Origin of the sequence: Bacillus mycoides (assembly GCF_000832605.1) — a bacterium.
GTDB lineage: Bacteria > Bacillota > Bacilli > Bacillales > Bacillaceae_G > Bacillus_A > Bacillus_A mycoides.
This window is the reverse complement of the sequence record NZ_CP009692.1, coordinates 4,424,478-4,440,316: the sequence shown is the minus strand read 5'-3', so window position 1 is coordinate 4,440,316 and position 15,839 is coordinate 4,424,478. Positions and strand designations below refer to the sequence as shown.

Below are 15,839 nucleotides of genomic sequence, written 5' to 3'. Positions count from 1 at the left end.
TGCTATGCCTTCCACTATGAGCTACGTCTTCTACTCTCAAAAACAAACATAGGTTTCTTGAACATTATATACATATTAAACTATATCTATAATATCTAGTTATACATAACAATATGTATAAAAAAAGAGGATCTATGCTCTCATACTGAACATAGTATCCTCTTATAATTATAGTCTGTTTAAGTAAAACTTTGGAGTTTTTAATGTTTCATATGTGCTTGTAAAGGAATAATTTCCTCCGTTTGAGCTCCAACTAATTGAGTTTTCTCTTGTTCAACAACAGGTGCTTTCTTTGTTAAGTAATGATATACCATACCGACAAATACGGATCCGCCAATAATGTTACCGATTGTAACTGGAATTAAGTTATGAATAGCGCCCGCAAAAGAAATTGTCTCAGGATGTGGTGATACTAAAGATAAAGCAAACAGTGATAAGTTTGCAATGCTATGCTCATAACCAGATAAAAAGAAAGTGAAAACGAGCATCATCATCATTAATATTTTTGCTGTGTCACCTTTCACTTGAGAAGGTAAGAAGCAGGCAAGACATACGAGCCAGTTACATAAAATCGCTTTAAAGAATAATTGCATTGTAGGTGTATTCATCTTTCCTTCAACAACTTTATTCATTAAATGACTGTGATCAATTGCTTCGAAAATTCCAGTTGCGTAAAATAGTAAGGCAAAGAATAAAGCGCCAGCTAAGTTACCTGCATAACAAGCAACCCAGTTGCGAAGTGTATCAGAAATCGTTGTTTCTTTTCTTAAAGTTGCCACTGTGAAGTACATCGTATTGCCAGTAAATAATTCAGCGCCGCCATATATAATAAGTACGAGAGCAATTCCGAAAAACATGGAGGAAGCTAAATATGTTGCTGGTGAATCTGCAATATGAAAAAAGTTACCTAATTTAAAACATAGTACAATAATAAAACCGATATAAATGCCCGCAAGTGCAGCACGAATGAAATATTGCATTGGATTTATATCTAGCATTTGTTTTTTGCTCTTAGCCAGTTTTACAACGTAATCTAATCCTTGTTCTAGCATGAGTAATACGCTCCTTTAATACATCGTCTATAAATACTCCTTATATGAATAAGGTACATGGATTTGTTCATAGTTTCAATAAGTTTGTGCAATATTTCACAAAAAGGACATACATCTAGAAAGGAAGCGTTTACAAAAGGTAGTATAATGGAATTTTTTCTGAAAATAGAGAGGGGAATTGAAACGAGAAAAAAGAAAAAGCGCTGTAATTACAGCGCTTTTTCGTCTAAATTCTTTTCTACTTTTACTTCTACTTCTTTCGAGAAGAACCAACCGCAAACTGCGATTCCAACTAATACAATCCAGAATGTAAGCTTCCACGGAGTGGATTCTGGGAATGAATGCGGAAGGACATTTAAAGCAGGGTGTGCTAGCGTATAAACTGTTAATTTCACACCAACCCAACCTACAATTAAAAATGCTGCAGTTTCAAGTCCTGGTTTACGTTTTAATATTTGTACGAAAGCAGTTGCTGCAAATCGCATTATAACTAATCCGATAAGTCCACCTGTAAAGATAACGATAAATTGACCTGTATCAAGACTACCAATCGTACCTAATCCTGTTTTCGGTAAAGTCACTGCTAATGCAACAGCAGCTAAAATTGAATCAACTGCGAAGGCGATATCAGCAACTTCGACTTTAAATACAGTCCACCAAAAGTTCTCTTGTTTTTTCTTTGCTTCTTTTTCTTCTGTTTCTTCATGTGTATTCTTTTTAACATACGTTTTAAATAAGTGATTCCCCGCGATAAACATAAGATAAATCGCACCAATTGCTTGCACTTGCCATACATCTACTAGGAACGAAATCATAAATAGTGATCCGAAGCGGAAAACGAACGCTCCTGCTAATCCATAAAATAGTGCTTTCTTTCGTTTTTCTTCTGGTAAATGTTTTACCATAATTGCGAGAACGAGAGCGTTATCAGCCGCTAAAATCCCCTCTAGTGCAATTAGGATGAGTAATACCCAACCATACTCCAATAATAATGATACATCCATGTACATTCTCCTCTCATTTCTATAAAGACTAAACAAGTGAAGAAGTTCCCCACTGTTTAGTTTCCCCATACTCCTGCGTATCAACGGTGGAAGGAATTTGAAAACAAAAAAGACCTCTGCCGTTGATAGGCAAAGGTCTTGCTAGACATATGTAATGAAAATGCCAACAAAGCCGGAAGAACTAAGTTCTACGTAATGACGACTTTGTTTCCAAGAAATAGTTCTTGGACGCTACTCCCCTTTGGAGATATGCTATTGTACTCTCATTATATGGATAATTTATACGGTTGTCAACCTGTTAAAATATCTTCGTTGGGATATTTTATTTTTCTTTGTTTTTTACGTGCAAATGAAAAGGCTAATGTTAAAGGCCCCATCTTTCCAAAAAACATCATAAAGATAATAATTGTTTTGCCGATGATTGTTAAGTGTGGCGTCAAATTCATGCTAAGGCCGACAGTTCCAAATGCTGAAAATACTTCAAAAGCACTCATTAATAAAGGAACCTTCTCAGTGATGCTTAAAATTAAAATGGAAAGAAAAATAAAAGAAATTGAAATAATAGTAATCGTTAATGATTTGACAATGAGCGTATCTTTAATGGATTTTTTAAACACGACAATATCATCTTGTTCTTGCAAAAATTTAAATACGCCGAAAAACATAATCAAAAAAGTCGTTAACTTAATCCCACCACCAGTTGAAGCACTGCCAGCACCAATAAACATAAGAAGCATCATTAATAAAAGTGAAGGTTTTGATAATGCAGAGATATCAACAGTATTAAACCCGGCAGTACGTGTTGAAACCGCTTGAAAATAAGCAGCCATACCTTCTTCAAATGGTGTAAAACCTCTCATGGAAATTGAATTATGGAACTCAAATATAAAGATAAAAGCTGTAGCAATAATATTGACGATTAGAGTAGAAGAGAGCATAAGCTTTGAGTGCAAAGTAAGGTTTTTAAAGTTTTTCTTTCTTTTTATATCTACGATAACCGTAAAACCAATCCCACCTAAAATAATGAGGGAAGAAATAACGAGATTGACGAGAATGCTATGGGAGTATGGCATTAAATTATCGCTCCACACAGAAAACCCAGCATTGTTAAAGGCTGAGATAGAATGAAAAAAGCTATAATATATACCTTTGGCAACCCCGTATTTTGGTACCCATTCAAAAGAGAGAAGTAAAGTAGCGATACATTCTACAGTAAAAGAAAATAAAAATAATGCTTTTGCAAGACGAATGATTCCGCCGACATTTGTTTGGTTTAATGCTTGTTGTAATAAAATCCGGTTTTGAAGGCCGATTTTTCTGCCGAGCATAATTGCGATTAAAACAGCAAAGCTCATAATGCCAAGCCCGCCAACTTGTATAAGTGTTAAAATGACACATTGGCCAAATAAGGTAAATACTTTACCAGTGTCCACAACACCAAGCCCTGTAACCGTACAAGCAGAAACCGTTGTAAATAAAGCATCGAGCCATGAAATAGACGTTGTTGTAGCAATTGGCAATTTCAATAGGCATGTACCGATAATTGATAGCATAATAAAAGATACAGTAAGAACACGGGGAGGACTCATGCTAATGTTAATCCGTTTCATTTCACATATCGTTCCTTTCGATTTGCTCTTACTAGTATGTGAAGAAGCACTATTATGTATGTTAAAAAAGAAAGAGGCAGAGAATATCTGCCTCTAAGCCATAGGTTATATAGTTATCCGCGTAATTGTTGTTGAGCTAAAGCAACAAGACGTTTCGTTACTTCACCGCCAACTGATCCGTTAGAACGAGATGCTGTATTAGATCCTAAGCTTACACCGAATTCTTGTGCGATTTCATATTTGAATTGTTCAAGTGCTTGCTCTGCACCCGGAACTAGTAATTTGTTTGTTTTCACCATGTTGATACACATCCTTAAAGAGTAATCCAGTTTAGCTAAGTGCTATCTGGTAATGTTATTTTATGTGTAAACGACGTACTCATACACGGAAGTAAACGGTGTGATTAGAAGTTCTTGGATAGAAAAAAGAGTAGCAAATTTGCTACTCTTTTTTCAGTATTGTCGCTGTACCTTCTACGACAATATCATCAGATTGATTATATATGTTTGTTTGCAATGTGATAATTTTTTTATCGTCCCGTTTTTTAATAACTTCTGCCACAACGCGAATTGTATCACCGATTTTGACAGGAGCACGGAATGAAACGTTTTGTGATAAATAAATCGTATTTTTGCCAGGAAGTTTCGTTCCAAGAATGGTAGAAATAAAACTTGAAACGAGCATGCCATGGGCAATACGTTCTTTGAACATTGTCGTTTTTGCAAAAGAGTCTAGAATGTGAATAGGATTTACATCTCCAGTCAATTTTGCAAAATTGATAACGTCCTCATCCGTAATTTTTTTTGTAAGTGATGCTTGATCACCGACTTGAATCTCATCGTAACGAAGCTCCGGAACAGTTTGTGCTTCTTGAAATGGATTCATTTTGTCCTCCTTCTTTTCCATATCGAAAAATGTAAGCCATCTTGATGTAGTAGGAGGAAGAAAGAGTTTTGTTTGTGCTGCAGTTAGTTGCCACATTTTTCTTACTTGATGGAAGTAAATAGATTTTTTGAGTTTTCCTCGAACTGCTTTGCGAGTTCGAGTTGTTTGGACTTGAACTCTCCCAAAAAAACTTCTAACTGTTTTTGAACCTCTTCACGTTGCGACTGTTGTTGTTCGATAAAGTGTTTTGTTGTTTCTTCAAATTGGCCGCTAGTTTGAGTAAGAATAGACAAAGATGTTTTCGTAGGCGAAACAGTAAGTTGGTGCATTTGATTAGAAAGCTCATTCCACTTTTCTTGCCACTCGTTAATTTGATCATTTAAGGAGTTTCCAGTTAATTGCTTCACATAGTCTGTATATTGGTTATTGAACTGAGCAGTGAATTGGTGTAGTTCTTTTTCTAGTTCATCTACTCCTGATGTTAATTTATGCAAAGCGTCTTGTTGTTGTTTTAACGTTTCTAAAGTAAGTTGCTCTAATTGTTTCCCAGCTGAAGAGAAGAGGGAAAGAGATTGAGACCAGTTTTTCCAAAATGCATCGACTAATTCGTATGGCTTAGTTTCCATTGTTTGACCTCCAAATGTTTTTTTGCATATTGTGAACGCAGATTACTCTGCTGTACCACCAGGTGAAGATGAAGAATCCTTTTCATCCTTGTCTGGAGAAGTAGAAAATGGAAAGAATGCATTGGTGTATAACGTGAAAAACGTCCGCAACATATTTTGATAATGTTCAAAAGAAGTCGCACATGTTGTTAAATATTGCTCTCCATATTCTGTTAAAGAATAAATTCGTTTCGCTGGCCCGCCTTCGCTTGTATCCCAAGTAGAAGAAATAAGATTTTCTTTTTCTAATTTGCGTAGTGTCCTATACACATTACCTTGGTCAACAGAAGAAAAGCCGATGTCCATTAGCATTTGAATAAGTTTGTAACCATGAAGACTCCAGTCTTTTAGACAGAGAAGTAAGAAAGGAACTAAGAAGTTTTTTGGCATGGAGTTTGGTTGTTTCGCTTGGTTTTTTTCCAAACTTTCTGGGTGTTCTGGTTCATTATGTAGCATGATTGTGCATCACCTCATGAATCAGTTAGATGGAATTTTTTGCTTATAAGTGCAATTTACACCTATCTGTTTTTAATGTCAATACATTTGTTAGAAAATAAAGAAAAATAAAATATATACTTGAAGTTTTATTCGGAATATTAGAAAATAGTGAATAGGTTGAATTGTTTCAAAAACGAAAAAGGGAGTGTAGTCGAAGTGATTGATCAAAAATTCGATCCATTGCAAGCATGGAAAAATGCTTATGAACAAACCGAAACATTTTGGGGAAAAGCGCTCAATGAAACAATTAAAACAGAAGAATATTCTGCTTGGATGGGCAGCGTTCTAGATTTGAATTTGTTTTATCAAAAAGCATTAAATGATACGACAAAAAATTATTTAGAACAGGTGAATGTGCCGACGAGAGAGGATATCGCTAGAGTAGCTACGCTTGTTATTAACTTAGAAAATAAAGTTGATAACATCGAGGAAATTCTAGAAGAGAAAGTGGATTCATTAGGACAAGCTCCTACATTAAAGCGTGATGTTACGAAAGTAAAACAAGATATGCGCACGTTAGAAACGAAAGTTGATCAAATTTTAGAATTGCTAGAAAAGCAAAATGCAGTACTAGCTAAACTACAAGTACCTGTAAAAGAAGAAGTAAAGCCTGTAAATAAGCCAGAAAATAAAAAATGATAATCGCGTTTGTTTATAACTTGTAAAAGAGAGAGGGAGAATCTCTTTTCATGTATAAACAACGAAACATAATTAATATATGGACTCAATTAGTATGAGTACCAAAATGATTCATAACAATCGTTCACAAATTCATTTAAGGGGGAAAAGAAATGGTTCAATTAAATGGCAAAGTAGCAATCGTAACAGGTGGGGCAAAAGGAATTGGAAAAGCAATTACAGTAGCATTAGCAGAAGAGGGAGCAAAAGTAGTTATTAACTATAACAGCAGTAAAGAAGCAGCTGAAAACTTAGTAAATGAATTAGGAAAAGAAGGACATGACGTTTATGCAGTTCAAGCGGATGTTTCTAAAGTAGAAGATGCAAACAGACTTGTAGAAGAAGCTGTGAATCATTTTGGTAAAGTTGATATTCTTGTTAATAATGCTGGTATTACAAGAGATCGTACATTCAAGAAGTTAAATCGTGAAGATTGGGAGCGCGTAATTGACGTGAACTTAAGCAGTGTATTTAATACGACAAGTGCGGTACTTCCATACATATCGGAAGCAGAAGAAGGAAGAATCATTAGTATTTCTTCTATTATTGGCCAAGCTGGTGGATTTGGACAAACAAACTACTCAGCAGCAAAAGCAGGTATGCTAGGATTTACAAAATCATTAGCGTTAGAACTTGCAAGAACAAATGTAACTGTAAACGCAATTTGCCCAGGATTTATTGATACTGAAATGGTAGCAGAAGTACCAGAAGAAGTGCGTCAAAAAATCGTTGCGAAAATCCCGAAAAAACGTTTTGGTCAAGCTGATGAAATTGCAAAAGGTGTAGTATATCTATGCCGTGACGGTGCGTATATCACAGGTCAGCAATTAAACATTAACGGCGGATTATACATGTAATGAAGTAAGAAAAAAGTGCATATCCATAGCAGGAATGCACTTCTTTTTTTAGAAAGAAATTGACCAAAAAGGAGATAGGAAAAATGACTACATTCGTAACGGAATGGGAAAAGCAATTGGAGTTGTACCCAGAAGAATATCGTAAAGCATATCGCCGTGTGAAAAGAGCGAGCGAAGTTTTATTACGCGAACCAGAACCACAAGTTGGTTTAACACCGAAAGAGGTTATTTGGACGAAGAATAAAACGAAGCTGTATCGTTACATTCCAAAACAAGAAAAAACACAGAGAGTTCCAATCTTATTAATATACGCTCTTATTAATAAACCGTATATTATGGATTTAACTCCAGGAAATAGTTTAGTGGAATATTTAGTAGATCGTGGTTTTGATGTGTATATGCTTGATTGGGGCACATTCGGTTTAGAAGATAGTCATTTGAAGTTTGATGATTTCGTGTTCGATTATATTGCAAAAGCAGTGAAAAAAGTAATGAGAACTGCAAAATCGGACGAGATTTCTTTACTTGGTTATTGCATGGGTGGAACGTTAACATCTATTTATGCAGCGCTTCATCCGGACATGCCAATTCGTAACTTGATTTTTATGACAAGTCCTTTTGATTTCTCTGAAACAGGATTATACGGTCCTTTATTAGATGAGAAATATTTCAATTTAGATAAAGCGGTTGATACATTCGGAAATATTCCGCCAGAAATGATTGATTTCGGAAATAAGATGTTAAAACCAATTACAAACTTTGTCGGTCCATATGTTGCTTTAGTCGATCGTTCAGAAAATGAGCGCTTCGTCGAAAGTTGGAAATTAGTTCAAAAGTGGGTAGGCGATGGTATTCCGTTCCCAGGTGAATCGTATAGACAATGGATTCGTGATTTTTATCAAAATAATAAATTAGTGAAGGGTGAACTCGTTATTCGCGGACAAAAGGTAGACCTTGCAAATATTAAGGCGAATGTCTTAAATATTTCTGCGAAGCGTGATCATATCGCTCTGCCATGTCAAGTAGAAGCTTTACTTGATCATATTTCTAGCACAGATAAAGAGTATGTATGTTTACCGACAGGACATATGTCTATTGTGTATGGTGGAACGGCTGTAAAGCAAACATATCCGACGGTTGGAAATTGGCTTGAAGAGCGTTCTAATTAAAGAGAAGAAATCCAACTAGCGTATGTTAGTTGGATTTTTTTATGGAAAATGACGAAACATAGAAAGGAGAAAATTACATGGTAGGAGTATAATATATGAAGCTTATGACTGGTAAGTTGTTTTGGAGTGCTGGAGTTTCTGTACCTTGTTATCCAACGTTAGAAAATGATATGATATGTGATGTACTAGTAATTGGAAGTGGAGAAGCAGGTGCTCATATAGCGTATTCGTTAGCTAAAATTGGAATGCGTGTTATGCTCATTGAAAAAAGAGCAATTGCATGTGGTAGCACAGCTGCAAATACAGGATTATTACAATTTGTTCATGATAAATCGTTAACCTCTCTTATTCATACATTTGGTGAAGAGAAAGGGGTACGAGCATATAGACTTTGTTATGAAGCGCTGCAAACAATGGAGAAGGTTGTGCCAACTCTCGATATTGATCCCCATTTTATTCCGCGAAATAGTTTGTATTATGCAAGTAGAGATGAGGATGTTTCATTTTTACAAGAAGAATATAATACGTTACGCCATTATGGATTTCCGGTTGAATATTTTACAGAGTCTGATATTAAGAAACGTTATTCATTTGCAAAACAAGCAGCGTTATATACAAGCGGTGATGCAGAAGTGAATCCGTATTTATTAGCGCATAGTCTTTTGCATAAAGCGAAACAAATGGGCGCTACTATATACAAACATACAGAGGCATTACATATTAAACAAATCCAAAATGATTTAATTTGTTACACGAAAACAGGAAATAAAATTGTAGCAAAGAATATTATTATGGCGACAGGTTATGAAGCAATTTTTGGAAAGAAAGAAAAAAATACAACAGTAGAAACGTCTTATGCCGTTGTGACAAATAAGATAGATTATTTTGAAGGCTGGCATGAGCAATCGTTAATTTGGGAAACAGCACGTCCGTATTTGTATAGTCGAACGTATCAAAATCGCATTGTTATAGGCGGATTAGATGAGGCGCTGAAAATTCAAAAAATCGGCGATACGAAATTATTGCATAAGCGTGATCTTCTTATTAACATTGTAAAAGAAATGTTCCCGCAGTATAAAAATATACGGGCAGAGTACTATTGGGCAGCAGCATTTGGTGGCAGTCATGACGGTCTTCCTATTTTAAAAGAAGATAAAAAAATACATAATTTATATTACGCACTGCCGTATGGGGGAAATGGAACTGTATACGGAATGGTATTTGCGAAACTATTTCAGCAGTTATTTACAAATGAAGAAAGTGATGATTTTTCTTTATTTAATCGATAGAAAAAAGGTAGCGAAGTGATGGAATGAGAGATATAAAAAAGTTTTTACAAAAGTTACGTCCCGTACAACTTATCGTTGTATTTTATTTACTAGCAGTAGTCGTATCGGTAATTTTGCTTAGTTTACCATTTGTTACGAAGCCTGAAGTGAAATGGACATTTATCGATGCACTATTTACATCTGTTAGTGCGGTAAGTGTTACAGGACTGTCTGTTGTTACGATTTCAGATACGTTTACAACGGCAGGAATTATTGTTTTAGCCCTTATTTTACAATTAGGCGGATTAGGAATTATGGCGCTTGGTACATTCGTCTGGATTATAACGGGGAAAAAGATTGGTTTGCAAAGAAGAAGATTAATTATGGCAGACCATAACCAAGGGAATTTATCGGGCCTTGTAGAATTGATGCGTTCTATTTTAATTGTAATTATTTCGATAGAACTCATTGGAGCAATACTGTTAGGTACAAGGTTCTTACTATATTTCCCGACTTGGCAAGAAGCTTATTTTCACGGTTTCTTTGCCGCTGTGAGCGCAACAACGAACGGAGGATTTGATTTAACAGGACAATCACTTATTCCGTACAAAAAAGATTATATTGTTCAAATGATTCATATGTTGCTTATTATTTTAGGAGCTATCGGTTTCCCAGTGTTAATGGAAGTAAAACAATTCCTTAGTAAAAGGCGACAACAACTATTTCGCTTTTCGTTATTTACAAAATTGACGACAACGACATTTTTTGTACTCGTTATTGTTGGAACAATTATGATTTTTCTATTAGAACGAAATCATTTTTTAGTAGGAAAGTCATGGCATGAAACTGTATTTTATACATTATTCCAATCTGTGACGACGCGAAGTGGAGGACTCGCTACAATGGACATACGTGAATTATCACAACCAACGCTTTTATTTATGAGTATATTAATGTTCATTGGGGCATCTCCAAGTTCAGTTGGGGGCGGAATACGTACAACAACATTTGCAGTTAGTATATTATCGTTATATACATTTGCAAGAGGCGGGAGAACAGTCCGAGTTTTCAAACGTCAGCTACATGAAGAGGACGTGTTGAAAGCATCTGTCGTTATGACGATGGGGATTTTATTATGTGCCTCAGCGCTATTCATTTTATCTATTACGGAAAATGTACCGCTTATGAGCTTAATCGTTGAAGTTTGTTCTGCTTTCGGAACGACGGGACTATCAACAGGTGTTACTCCTGATTTAACAACTGTTGGTAAACTTGTACTCATTGTACTTATGTTTATCGGACGCGTCGGTATTTTAACATTTATATTAGCTAGTGGCGGAAGAGAGCAACCGCCTCGCTATAAATATCCGAAAGAGAGAATTATTATTGGATAGTATGAAACCATTCTACCTATGTTAGGTAGAATGGTTTTTTAGTCGTTAATTCCGAATTGGGGATGCATAAAAGCATCACTTTTATTATCAACTTCGTTTTTAAGTAATTCTTGATTTTCTTCTGCAATCCATCCGATATCATTTGTAGGATGGATCCATTCTTCCCCAGCCATAATGGCAGGATCTACCTCATCACTCCAATTATTAAGAGGACTGTTAGTGGAATCGTATTTACTGTCTCCAATTACAACATCATATTGATTTATAAAAGGTTGTTGCATCTTTTTGCCTGTGCCTTTAAAAGAAGGAAAGTTCATTTGATGAGGGAGCGTCTCGTCTAAAATTGGCGATTGTATCGTTTCTTTTTCTTTCAAAGTAATCGCTCCTTTTTGTAATGGCTTGTTCGTATGTAGTATTTCCATCTATAAGCTCTTATGTACTTGTTAACACTTCCCAGTAATAATTACTGTAAGTTGTTTCAAACTAGAATAGAAAGTTATTTCGTGAGAGCAGGTGAATATGTTGGTAAAAAGAAAAGTAAAACAAAATGCAGCAATTAATAATAATAAAACTCCGAAAGAAAGCTTACCAGATGCAGAATTTGCATTAGAGTATGAAGGAGAAAATAGTGCGAAGTATGCAAATCGTAATTCAAAAAAAGGTAAACAAAAGTGAGGCGTTTTTTACAAACGCCTCATTTTTTTGTGGGATTATAAAGGTTTTTTTAATTATTTGTAAATTTCACGTTTGATATTAGCAGAAAAATGCGAAAAAACATAGAAGTAGCAACGTATTACACAAAAACAAACAACAAACAAAAGATTAATGTTGGTTTAATACTGCTTTTACACTAGTTGTTTATATTAGAGTTGTACATAAGATTTGTAAAAGGAGAGAGAGACAGTGAAAAAAACAATCTTTAAAGCTGTAGCAACTGGAATGGTATTTTCGTTATTAATGGGGTGTGGTGCAAAGAAAGAAGAAAGTGCTGGAGCAAAAGTAAAAGATGATAAATTATCTGGATCATTAACTGTTTACACAGCGATTGAAGAAGAGCTTGTACCGATTTATCTTGATTCTTTTAAACAGAAGTACCCAGACGTGAAGTTGAACATTGTTCGTGATTCAACAGGAGTTATTACAGCGAAATTGCTAGCTGAAGGAAAAAATACACAAGCAGATGTTGTATGGGGAACTGCAGCGTCTAGTCTATTAGCTTTAGAGAAAAAAGATATGTTAAAAGGATACTCTCCAAAAGGAGCAGATCGTGTCCTTTCGCAATTTAAAGACGATAAGAAACCAGAAAAATGGGTAGGAAATACTGCATTTATGACGGGGATTGCTGTAAATAAAGAAGAATTGAAGAAGAAAAATTTACCGATGCCAGAATCATATGAAGATTTAACGAAACCAGAATATAAAGGAACGCTAGTTATGCCGCATCCGGCTTCTTCTGGAACAGGATTTTTAACAGTTTCTGCATGGCTACAAATTATGGGAGAAGATAAGGGCTGGGATTACATGAAGAAACTTCATGATAATATGGCAACTTATACTCATTCAGGTTCAAAACCAGCGAAATTAGCAGGTGCAGGTGAATATCCAGTTGGTGTATCAATGGTTTATAGTGCTTTGAAAGAGAAACAAAAAGGTGCACCAGTTGAAGTTGTACTGCCGAAAGAAGGATTAGGCTGGGAAGTAGAAGCGAACGCACTTATTAAAAAAGATAATGCTAAAAATGATAAATTAGCGCAAGCATTTTTAGATTGGGCAATTACAGATGATGTAATGAAGTTATACTTCGAGAAAAATGGATTTGCGACAATTAAAAATGATTATAAACTTCCAGATGGATTCCCTAAAGATGTGACAGAAAAGTTATATAAAAAGAATGACTTTAAATGGGCAGCAGAAAATCGTGACAAAATTTTAGAAAAATGGGAAAAAGAGTTTGGCCAAAAAGCAGAACCGAAAAAGTAAGTGAGTGGGAGAGAGAAAAATGAGCGAATATTTATCAATTCAACACATCCAAAAACAGTTTGATGCATTTACAGCGTTAAAGGATATTTCTTTTACTGTGAAAAAAAATGAGTTTGTTTGTTTATTAGGCCCAAGTGGTTGTGGGAAAACGACATTGCTCCGAATTTTAGCGGGGCTAGAAGAGGCAACAACAGGTAGTATTGCTGTGAATGGAAAAGATATTACAGCATTACCACCTGGAAAGAGGAACTTCGGAATGGTTTTTCAATCGTATGCATTATTTCCGAATTTAACTGCACTTGAAAACATTGAATACGGCTTAAAAACAAAAAAATATGGAAAAGCAGAAGTAAAAGAAAAAGCGCTATCGGCGTTAGAACTTGTGGATTTGCTGAATGTAAAAGATAAATATCCTGCTCAAATGTCTGGTGGACAACAGCAGCGAGTAGCACTTGCACGTGCGCTCGCTCTGTCTCCCGATATTTTGTTACTTGATGAGCCGTTATCTGCTTTAGATGCAAAAGTGCGTGAAAAGTTGCGTAGAGAAATGCGTGATTTGCAAGAAAAAGTGGGAGTAACAACTATTATGGTAACGCATGATCAAGAAGAGGCATTAACGATGGCTGATAAAATTGTTGTAATGAATCATGCGGAAATTATGCAGATTGGAACACCAGAGGAGATTTATCAAAGACCAGCCAATCCGTTTGTGGCAGATTTTATTGGTTCTATTAATTTCTTTTCGAAAAATAACGAAGAACATGCGATTCGTCCTGAACATGTAACAGTTGTACAAAATAATGGTATTAAAACAGTTGTAGAAAGCATGGAATTTCGCGGTTCTGTATACCGGACGGAAGTGCGGGTCATAGAAGAGAAAACACACCTTTATAATGAGAAAATTGTAGTGGATATATTGGCATCAGAAGTAGAGGAAACTGCTATTAGAAAAGGAAAGCCAATTCAAATCTCTTTCTCAGAAAATCATATGTTGTCATATGGAAAGAAGGTCATTGTATAGATGGAGATGTTAGAAAACTTTAAGGCAGAAAGTACAAAAAAAAAGATTAAGAGACGTATCGGTAAAGAAGAGTGGATACAAAGACTATTAATTATTGGTATGCTTCTTTCATTTTTTATCATGCTTGTATTGCCTTTATTACAACTGTTTACACAAGCCTTTTATGATAAAGATGGAGCTTTTGTTGGTGTTGCGAATTTCAGTAAATATTTCACAACACCAACGCTAGTTCAATCACTACAAAATACGATATGGATTTCGGGCGCTACAACAATTATTTCGGTTACACTTGCTTTCGCTTACGCATATGCGATCGCTCGTACAAATGTTTTTGGAAAGCGCGTATTTCAATACATAGCATTATTACCATTATTCGCACCAACGATGATGCACGGTATTGCGCTTACATATTTATTTGGTAATCAAGGGTTAATAACAAAAGGAATGTTTGGTTTATTTGAAGGAATACAAATACCGTTATACGGACCAGTAGGAATTGTAATGGCTGAAGTTATGTATACATTTCCGCAAGCATTCCTTATTTTATTAATTGCTCTCCAAGGTTCTGATTATCGTTTATATGAAGCTTCTAATATGTTGGGTGCAAGTAAAGTGAAACAGTTTTTTACGGTTACTTTACCTAGTGTGAAATACGGATTAATTAGTGCGATGTTCGTTGTATTTACACTTAGTTTCACTGATTTTGGGGCACCTAAAATTGTTGGAGGACAATATAACGTACTTGCTACTGACGTATATAAGCAAGTAATTGGACAGCAAAATATGTCCATGGGCGCAACTGTCGGAATGATTTTATTGATCCCAGCTATTTTCGCATTTGCAGTTGATCGTATTACGCAAAGAAAACAGGCGAATCTCTTATCTTCAAAAGCAGTACCTTACAGAATAATAAATAATAAGAAAAGAGATGTTATTTCATTCGTATATTGTAGCATAGTCACGTTTATGATCATTCTTTTATTTGTGGCAGTTGGTATTGCTGCAAGTGTGAAAGTATGGCCATATAATATGAGTTTTACACTTGAGCATTTTAATTTTTCAAGTTTGACAGGAGACGGAATTGAAGCATTTAAAAATAGTGTAATTGTCTCAGCTATTACGGCAGTTATCGGGGCGATTTTAACATTTGTGTTCGCTTATGCGATTGAAAAAATAGAACAGCTACAGTTTTTCAGAAAAGTAGGCTACTTTTTCTCTATTGTACCGTTAGCGATTCCTGGATTAGTACTTGGATTAGGATATGTCTTTTTCTTTAGTCAACCAACAATTCAAATTCTAGGACTTTCAGTAACAAATCCGTTTCATTCCTTATATGGCACAATTGCTGTTTTAGTATTAGTAAATATCATTCATTTTTACTCTGTAACGTTTGTTACCGCAACGACTGCTTTAAAGAAACTAGACCGAGAGTTTGAACTTGTTTCACAGTCGATGAGCGTACCGTTTTATAAAACTTTCTTTCGAGTAACAGTACCGATGTGTTTACCAGCTATTTTAGAAATGGTTATGTACTATTTCGTAAATTCAATGGTGACTGTATCGGCAGTAGTGTTCTTATATGCGGCTGATTTTAAACTAGCTGCTGTATCAATTGTAAATATGGACGATGCAGGAAATGTAGCACCAGCAGCTGCAATGAGTGTACTTATTGTTGTTACAAATATTGTAGTGAGGGTTGTATATGAATGGGGAACGAAAGCACTTCGTAACCGAACGTCACAATGGCAAAAAAGATAA

The 15,839-nt window shown here is 35.4% G+C and carries 17 protein-coding genes and 1 riboswitch; of the genes, 9 read left to right on the top strand and 8 right to left on the bottom strand.

Features of this window, described 5'->3' with window-relative positions:
- Positions 1 to 200: 200 nt before the first annotated feature.
- The 7 genes from BG05_RS24580 to phaQ all read right to left on the bottom strand — a co-directional run bounded on the left by BG05_RS24580 (position 201) and on the right by phaQ (position 5,672).
- Entirely contained in the window at positions 201 to 1,052 is an 852-nt protein-coding gene (locus BG05_RS24580; protein WP_002011581.1) for a formate/nitrite transporter family protein, read from the bottom strand.
- A 209-nt stretch (positions 1,053 to 1,261) separates the two neighbouring features.
- A complete protein-coding gene (locus tag BG05_RS24575) occupies positions 1,262 to 2,056 on the bottom strand; it encodes a TerC family protein (protein WP_002011580.1) in 795 nt (264 codons plus the stop codon).
- Positions 2,057 to 2,135: 79 nt separating this feature from the next.
- A riboswitch (yybP-ykoY riboswitch) is annotated at positions 2,136 to 2,308 on the bottom strand.
- Positions 2,309 to 2,346: 38 nt separating this feature from the next.
- Positions 2,347 to 3,666: a TrkH family potassium uptake protein gene (locus BG05_RS24570; protein ID WP_002126145.1), complete on the bottom strand. Its 1,320-nt coding sequence runs from the start codon at positions 3,664 to 3,666 to the stop codon at positions 2,347 to 2,349.
- Positions 3,667 to 3,779: 113 nt separating this feature from the next.
- A complete protein-coding gene (locus BG05_RS24565) occupies positions 3,780 to 3,965 on the bottom strand; it encodes an alpha/beta-type small acid-soluble spore protein (RefSeq protein WP_000241212.1) in 186 nt (61 codons plus the stop codon).
- A gap of 142 nt (positions 3,966 to 4,107) precedes the next feature.
- Complete coding sequence (locus BG05_RS24560; RefSeq protein ID WP_002186362.1) at positions 4,108 to 4,551, bottom strand: MaoC family dehydratase; 444 nt, start codon at positions 4,549 to 4,551, stop codon at positions 4,108 to 4,110.
- Positions 4,552 to 4,652: 101 nt separating this feature from the next.
- The gene (phaP, locus tag BG05_RS24555; protein WP_002011575.1) at positions 4,653 to 5,177 is read right to left on the bottom strand and encodes a polyhydroxyalkanoic acid inclusion protein PhaP; all 525 of its coding nucleotides are present in this window, start codon (positions 5,175 to 5,177) and stop codon (positions 4,653 to 4,655) included.
- Between the two features lie 42 nt (positions 5,178 to 5,219).
- Positions 5,220 to 5,672, bottom strand: coding sequence for a poly-beta-hydroxybutyrate-responsive repressor (phaQ, locus tag BG05_RS24550; RefSeq protein WP_002186361.1), 453 nt, complete (start codon positions 5,670 to 5,672; stop codon positions 5,220 to 5,222).
- 198 nt (positions 5,673 to 5,870) lie between these two features.
- Here phaQ and phaR point away from each other — a divergent pair, with 198 nt between their 5' ends.
- The 5 genes from phaR (at position 5,871) to BG05_RS24525 (ending at position 11,080) form a co-directional block, all read left to right on the top strand.
- Positions 5,871 to 6,353 carry a polyhydroxyalkanoic acid synthase subunit PhaR gene (phaR, locus tag BG05_RS24545; RefSeq protein WP_000566956.1) on the top strand — a complete coding sequence of 161 codons (483 nt, stop codon included), beginning with the start codon at positions 5,871 to 5,873 and terminating at the stop codon, positions 6,351 to 6,353.
- 152 nt (positions 6,354 to 6,505) lie between these two features.
- Complete coding sequence (locus BG05_RS24540; protein ID WP_000250406.1) at positions 6,506 to 7,249, top strand: acetoacetyl-CoA reductase; 744 nt, start codon at positions 6,506 to 6,508, stop codon at positions 7,247 to 7,249.
- Between the two features lie 83 nt (positions 7,250 to 7,332).
- Positions 7,333 to 8,418 carry a class III poly(R)-hydroxyalkanoic acid synthase subunit PhaC gene (gene phaC, locus BG05_RS24535; protein ID WP_002011573.1) on the top strand — a complete coding sequence of 362 codons (1,086 nt, stop codon included), beginning with the start codon at positions 7,333 to 7,335 and terminating at the stop codon, positions 8,416 to 8,418.
- A 95-nt stretch (positions 8,419 to 8,513) separates the two neighbouring features.
- Positions 8,514 to 9,707 (top strand): NAD(P)/FAD-dependent oxidoreductase, encoded by a 1,194-nt coding sequence (locus BG05_RS24530; RefSeq protein ID WP_002126152.1) that lies wholly within the window; start codon positions 8,514 to 8,516, stop codon positions 9,705 to 9,707.
- A gap of 23 nt (positions 9,708 to 9,730) precedes the next feature.
- Complete coding sequence (locus tag BG05_RS24525; RefSeq protein WP_002126155.1) at positions 9,731 to 11,080, top strand: TrkH family potassium uptake protein; 1,350 nt, start codon at positions 9,731 to 9,733, stop codon at positions 11,078 to 11,080.
- A gap of 38 nt (positions 11,081 to 11,118) precedes the next feature.
- Here the strand turns inward: BG05_RS24525 and BG05_RS24520 are convergent, their stop codons facing one another.
- Positions 11,119 to 11,502: a DUF3905 domain-containing protein gene (locus BG05_RS24520; protein WP_002168851.1), complete on the bottom strand. Its 384-nt coding sequence runs from the start codon at positions 11,500 to 11,502 to the stop codon at positions 11,119 to 11,121.
- A 97-nt stretch (positions 11,503 to 11,599) separates the two neighbouring features.
- Here BG05_RS24520 and BG05_RS30875 point away from each other — a divergent pair, with 97 nt between their 5' ends.
- From BG05_RS30875 to BG05_RS24500, 4 genes are all read left to right on the top strand, one after another.
- Positions 11,600 to 11,755 carry a hypothetical protein gene (locus BG05_RS30875; protein WP_002011566.1) on the top strand — a complete coding sequence of 52 codons (156 nt, stop codon included), beginning with the start codon at positions 11,600 to 11,602 and terminating at the stop codon, positions 11,753 to 11,755.
- A 228-nt stretch (positions 11,756 to 11,983) separates the two neighbouring features.
- Positions 11,984 to 13,060 carry a putative 2-aminoethylphosphonate ABC transporter substrate-binding protein gene (locus tag BG05_RS24510; RefSeq protein WP_002030507.1) on the top strand — a complete coding sequence of 359 codons (1,077 nt, stop codon included), beginning with the start codon at positions 11,984 to 11,986 and terminating at the stop codon, positions 13,058 to 13,060.
- Between the two features lie 19 nt (positions 13,061 to 13,079).
- A complete protein-coding gene (locus BG05_RS24505; protein WP_002086828.1) occupies positions 13,080 to 14,081 on the top strand; it encodes a putative 2-aminoethylphosphonate ABC transporter ATP-binding protein in 1,002 nt (333 codons plus the stop codon).
- Entirely contained in the window at positions 14,082 to 15,839 is a 1,758-nt protein-coding gene (locus BG05_RS24500; protein WP_002126162.1) for a putative 2-aminoethylphosphonate ABC transporter permease subunit, read from the top strand.

Excerpts from the sequence above, each read along its gene's own strand:
- BG05_RS24580 (WP_002011581.1), bottom strand. The coding sequence starts at position 1,052 with ATGCTAGAACAAGGATTAGATTACGTTGTAAAACTGGCTAAGAGCAAA.
- BG05_RS24575 (WP_002011580.1), bottom strand. The coding sequence starts at position 2,056 with ATGGATGTATCATTATTATTGGAGTATGGTTGGGTATTACTCATCCTA.
- BG05_RS24570 (WP_002126145.1), bottom strand. The coding sequence starts at position 3,666 with ATGAAACGGATTAACATTAGCATGAGTCCTCCCCGTGTTCTTACTGTA.
- BG05_RS24565 (WP_000241212.1), bottom strand. The coding sequence starts at position 3,965 with ATGGTGAAAACAAACAAATTACTAGTTCCGGGTGCAGAGCAAGCACTT.
- BG05_RS24560 (WP_002186362.1), bottom strand. The coding sequence starts at position 4,551 with ATGAATCCATTTCAAGAAGCACAAACTGTTCCGGAGCTTCGTTACGAT.
- phaP (WP_002011575.1), bottom strand. The coding sequence starts at position 5,177 with ATGGAAACTAAGCCATACGAATTAGTCGATGCATTTTGGAAAAACTGG.
- phaQ (WP_002186361.1), bottom strand. The coding sequence starts at position 5,672 with ATGCTACATAATGAACCAGAACACCCAGAAAGTTTGGAAAAAAACCAA.
- BG05_RS24540 (WP_000250406.1), top strand. The coding sequence starts at position 6,506 with ATGGTTCAATTAAATGGCAAAGTAGCAATCGTAACAGGTGGGGCAAAA.
- phaC (WP_002011573.1), top strand. The coding sequence starts at position 7,333 with ATGACTACATTCGTAACGGAATGGGAAAAGCAATTGGAGTTGTACCCA.
- BG05_RS24530 (WP_002126152.1), top strand. The coding sequence starts at position 8,514 with ATGAAGCTTATGACTGGTAAGTTGTTTTGGAGTGCTGGAGTTTCTGTA.
- BG05_RS24525 (WP_002126155.1), top strand. The coding sequence starts at position 9,731 with ATGAGAGATATAAAAAAGTTTTTACAAAAGTTACGTCCCGTACAACTT.
- BG05_RS24520 (WP_002168851.1), bottom strand. The coding sequence starts at position 11,502 with ATGGAAATACTACATACGAACAAGCCATTACAAAAAGGAGCGATTACT.
- BG05_RS30875 (WP_002011566.1), top strand. The coding sequence starts at position 11,600 with ATGTTGGTAAAAAGAAAAGTAAAACAAAATGCAGCAATTAATAATAAT.
- BG05_RS24505 (WP_002086828.1), top strand. The coding sequence starts at position 13,080 with ATGAGCGAATATTTATCAATTCAACACATCCAAAAACAGTTTGATGCA.
- BG05_RS24500 (WP_002126162.1), top strand. The coding sequence starts at position 14,082 with ATGGAGATGTTAGAAAACTTTAAGGCAGAAAGTACAAAAAAAAAGATT.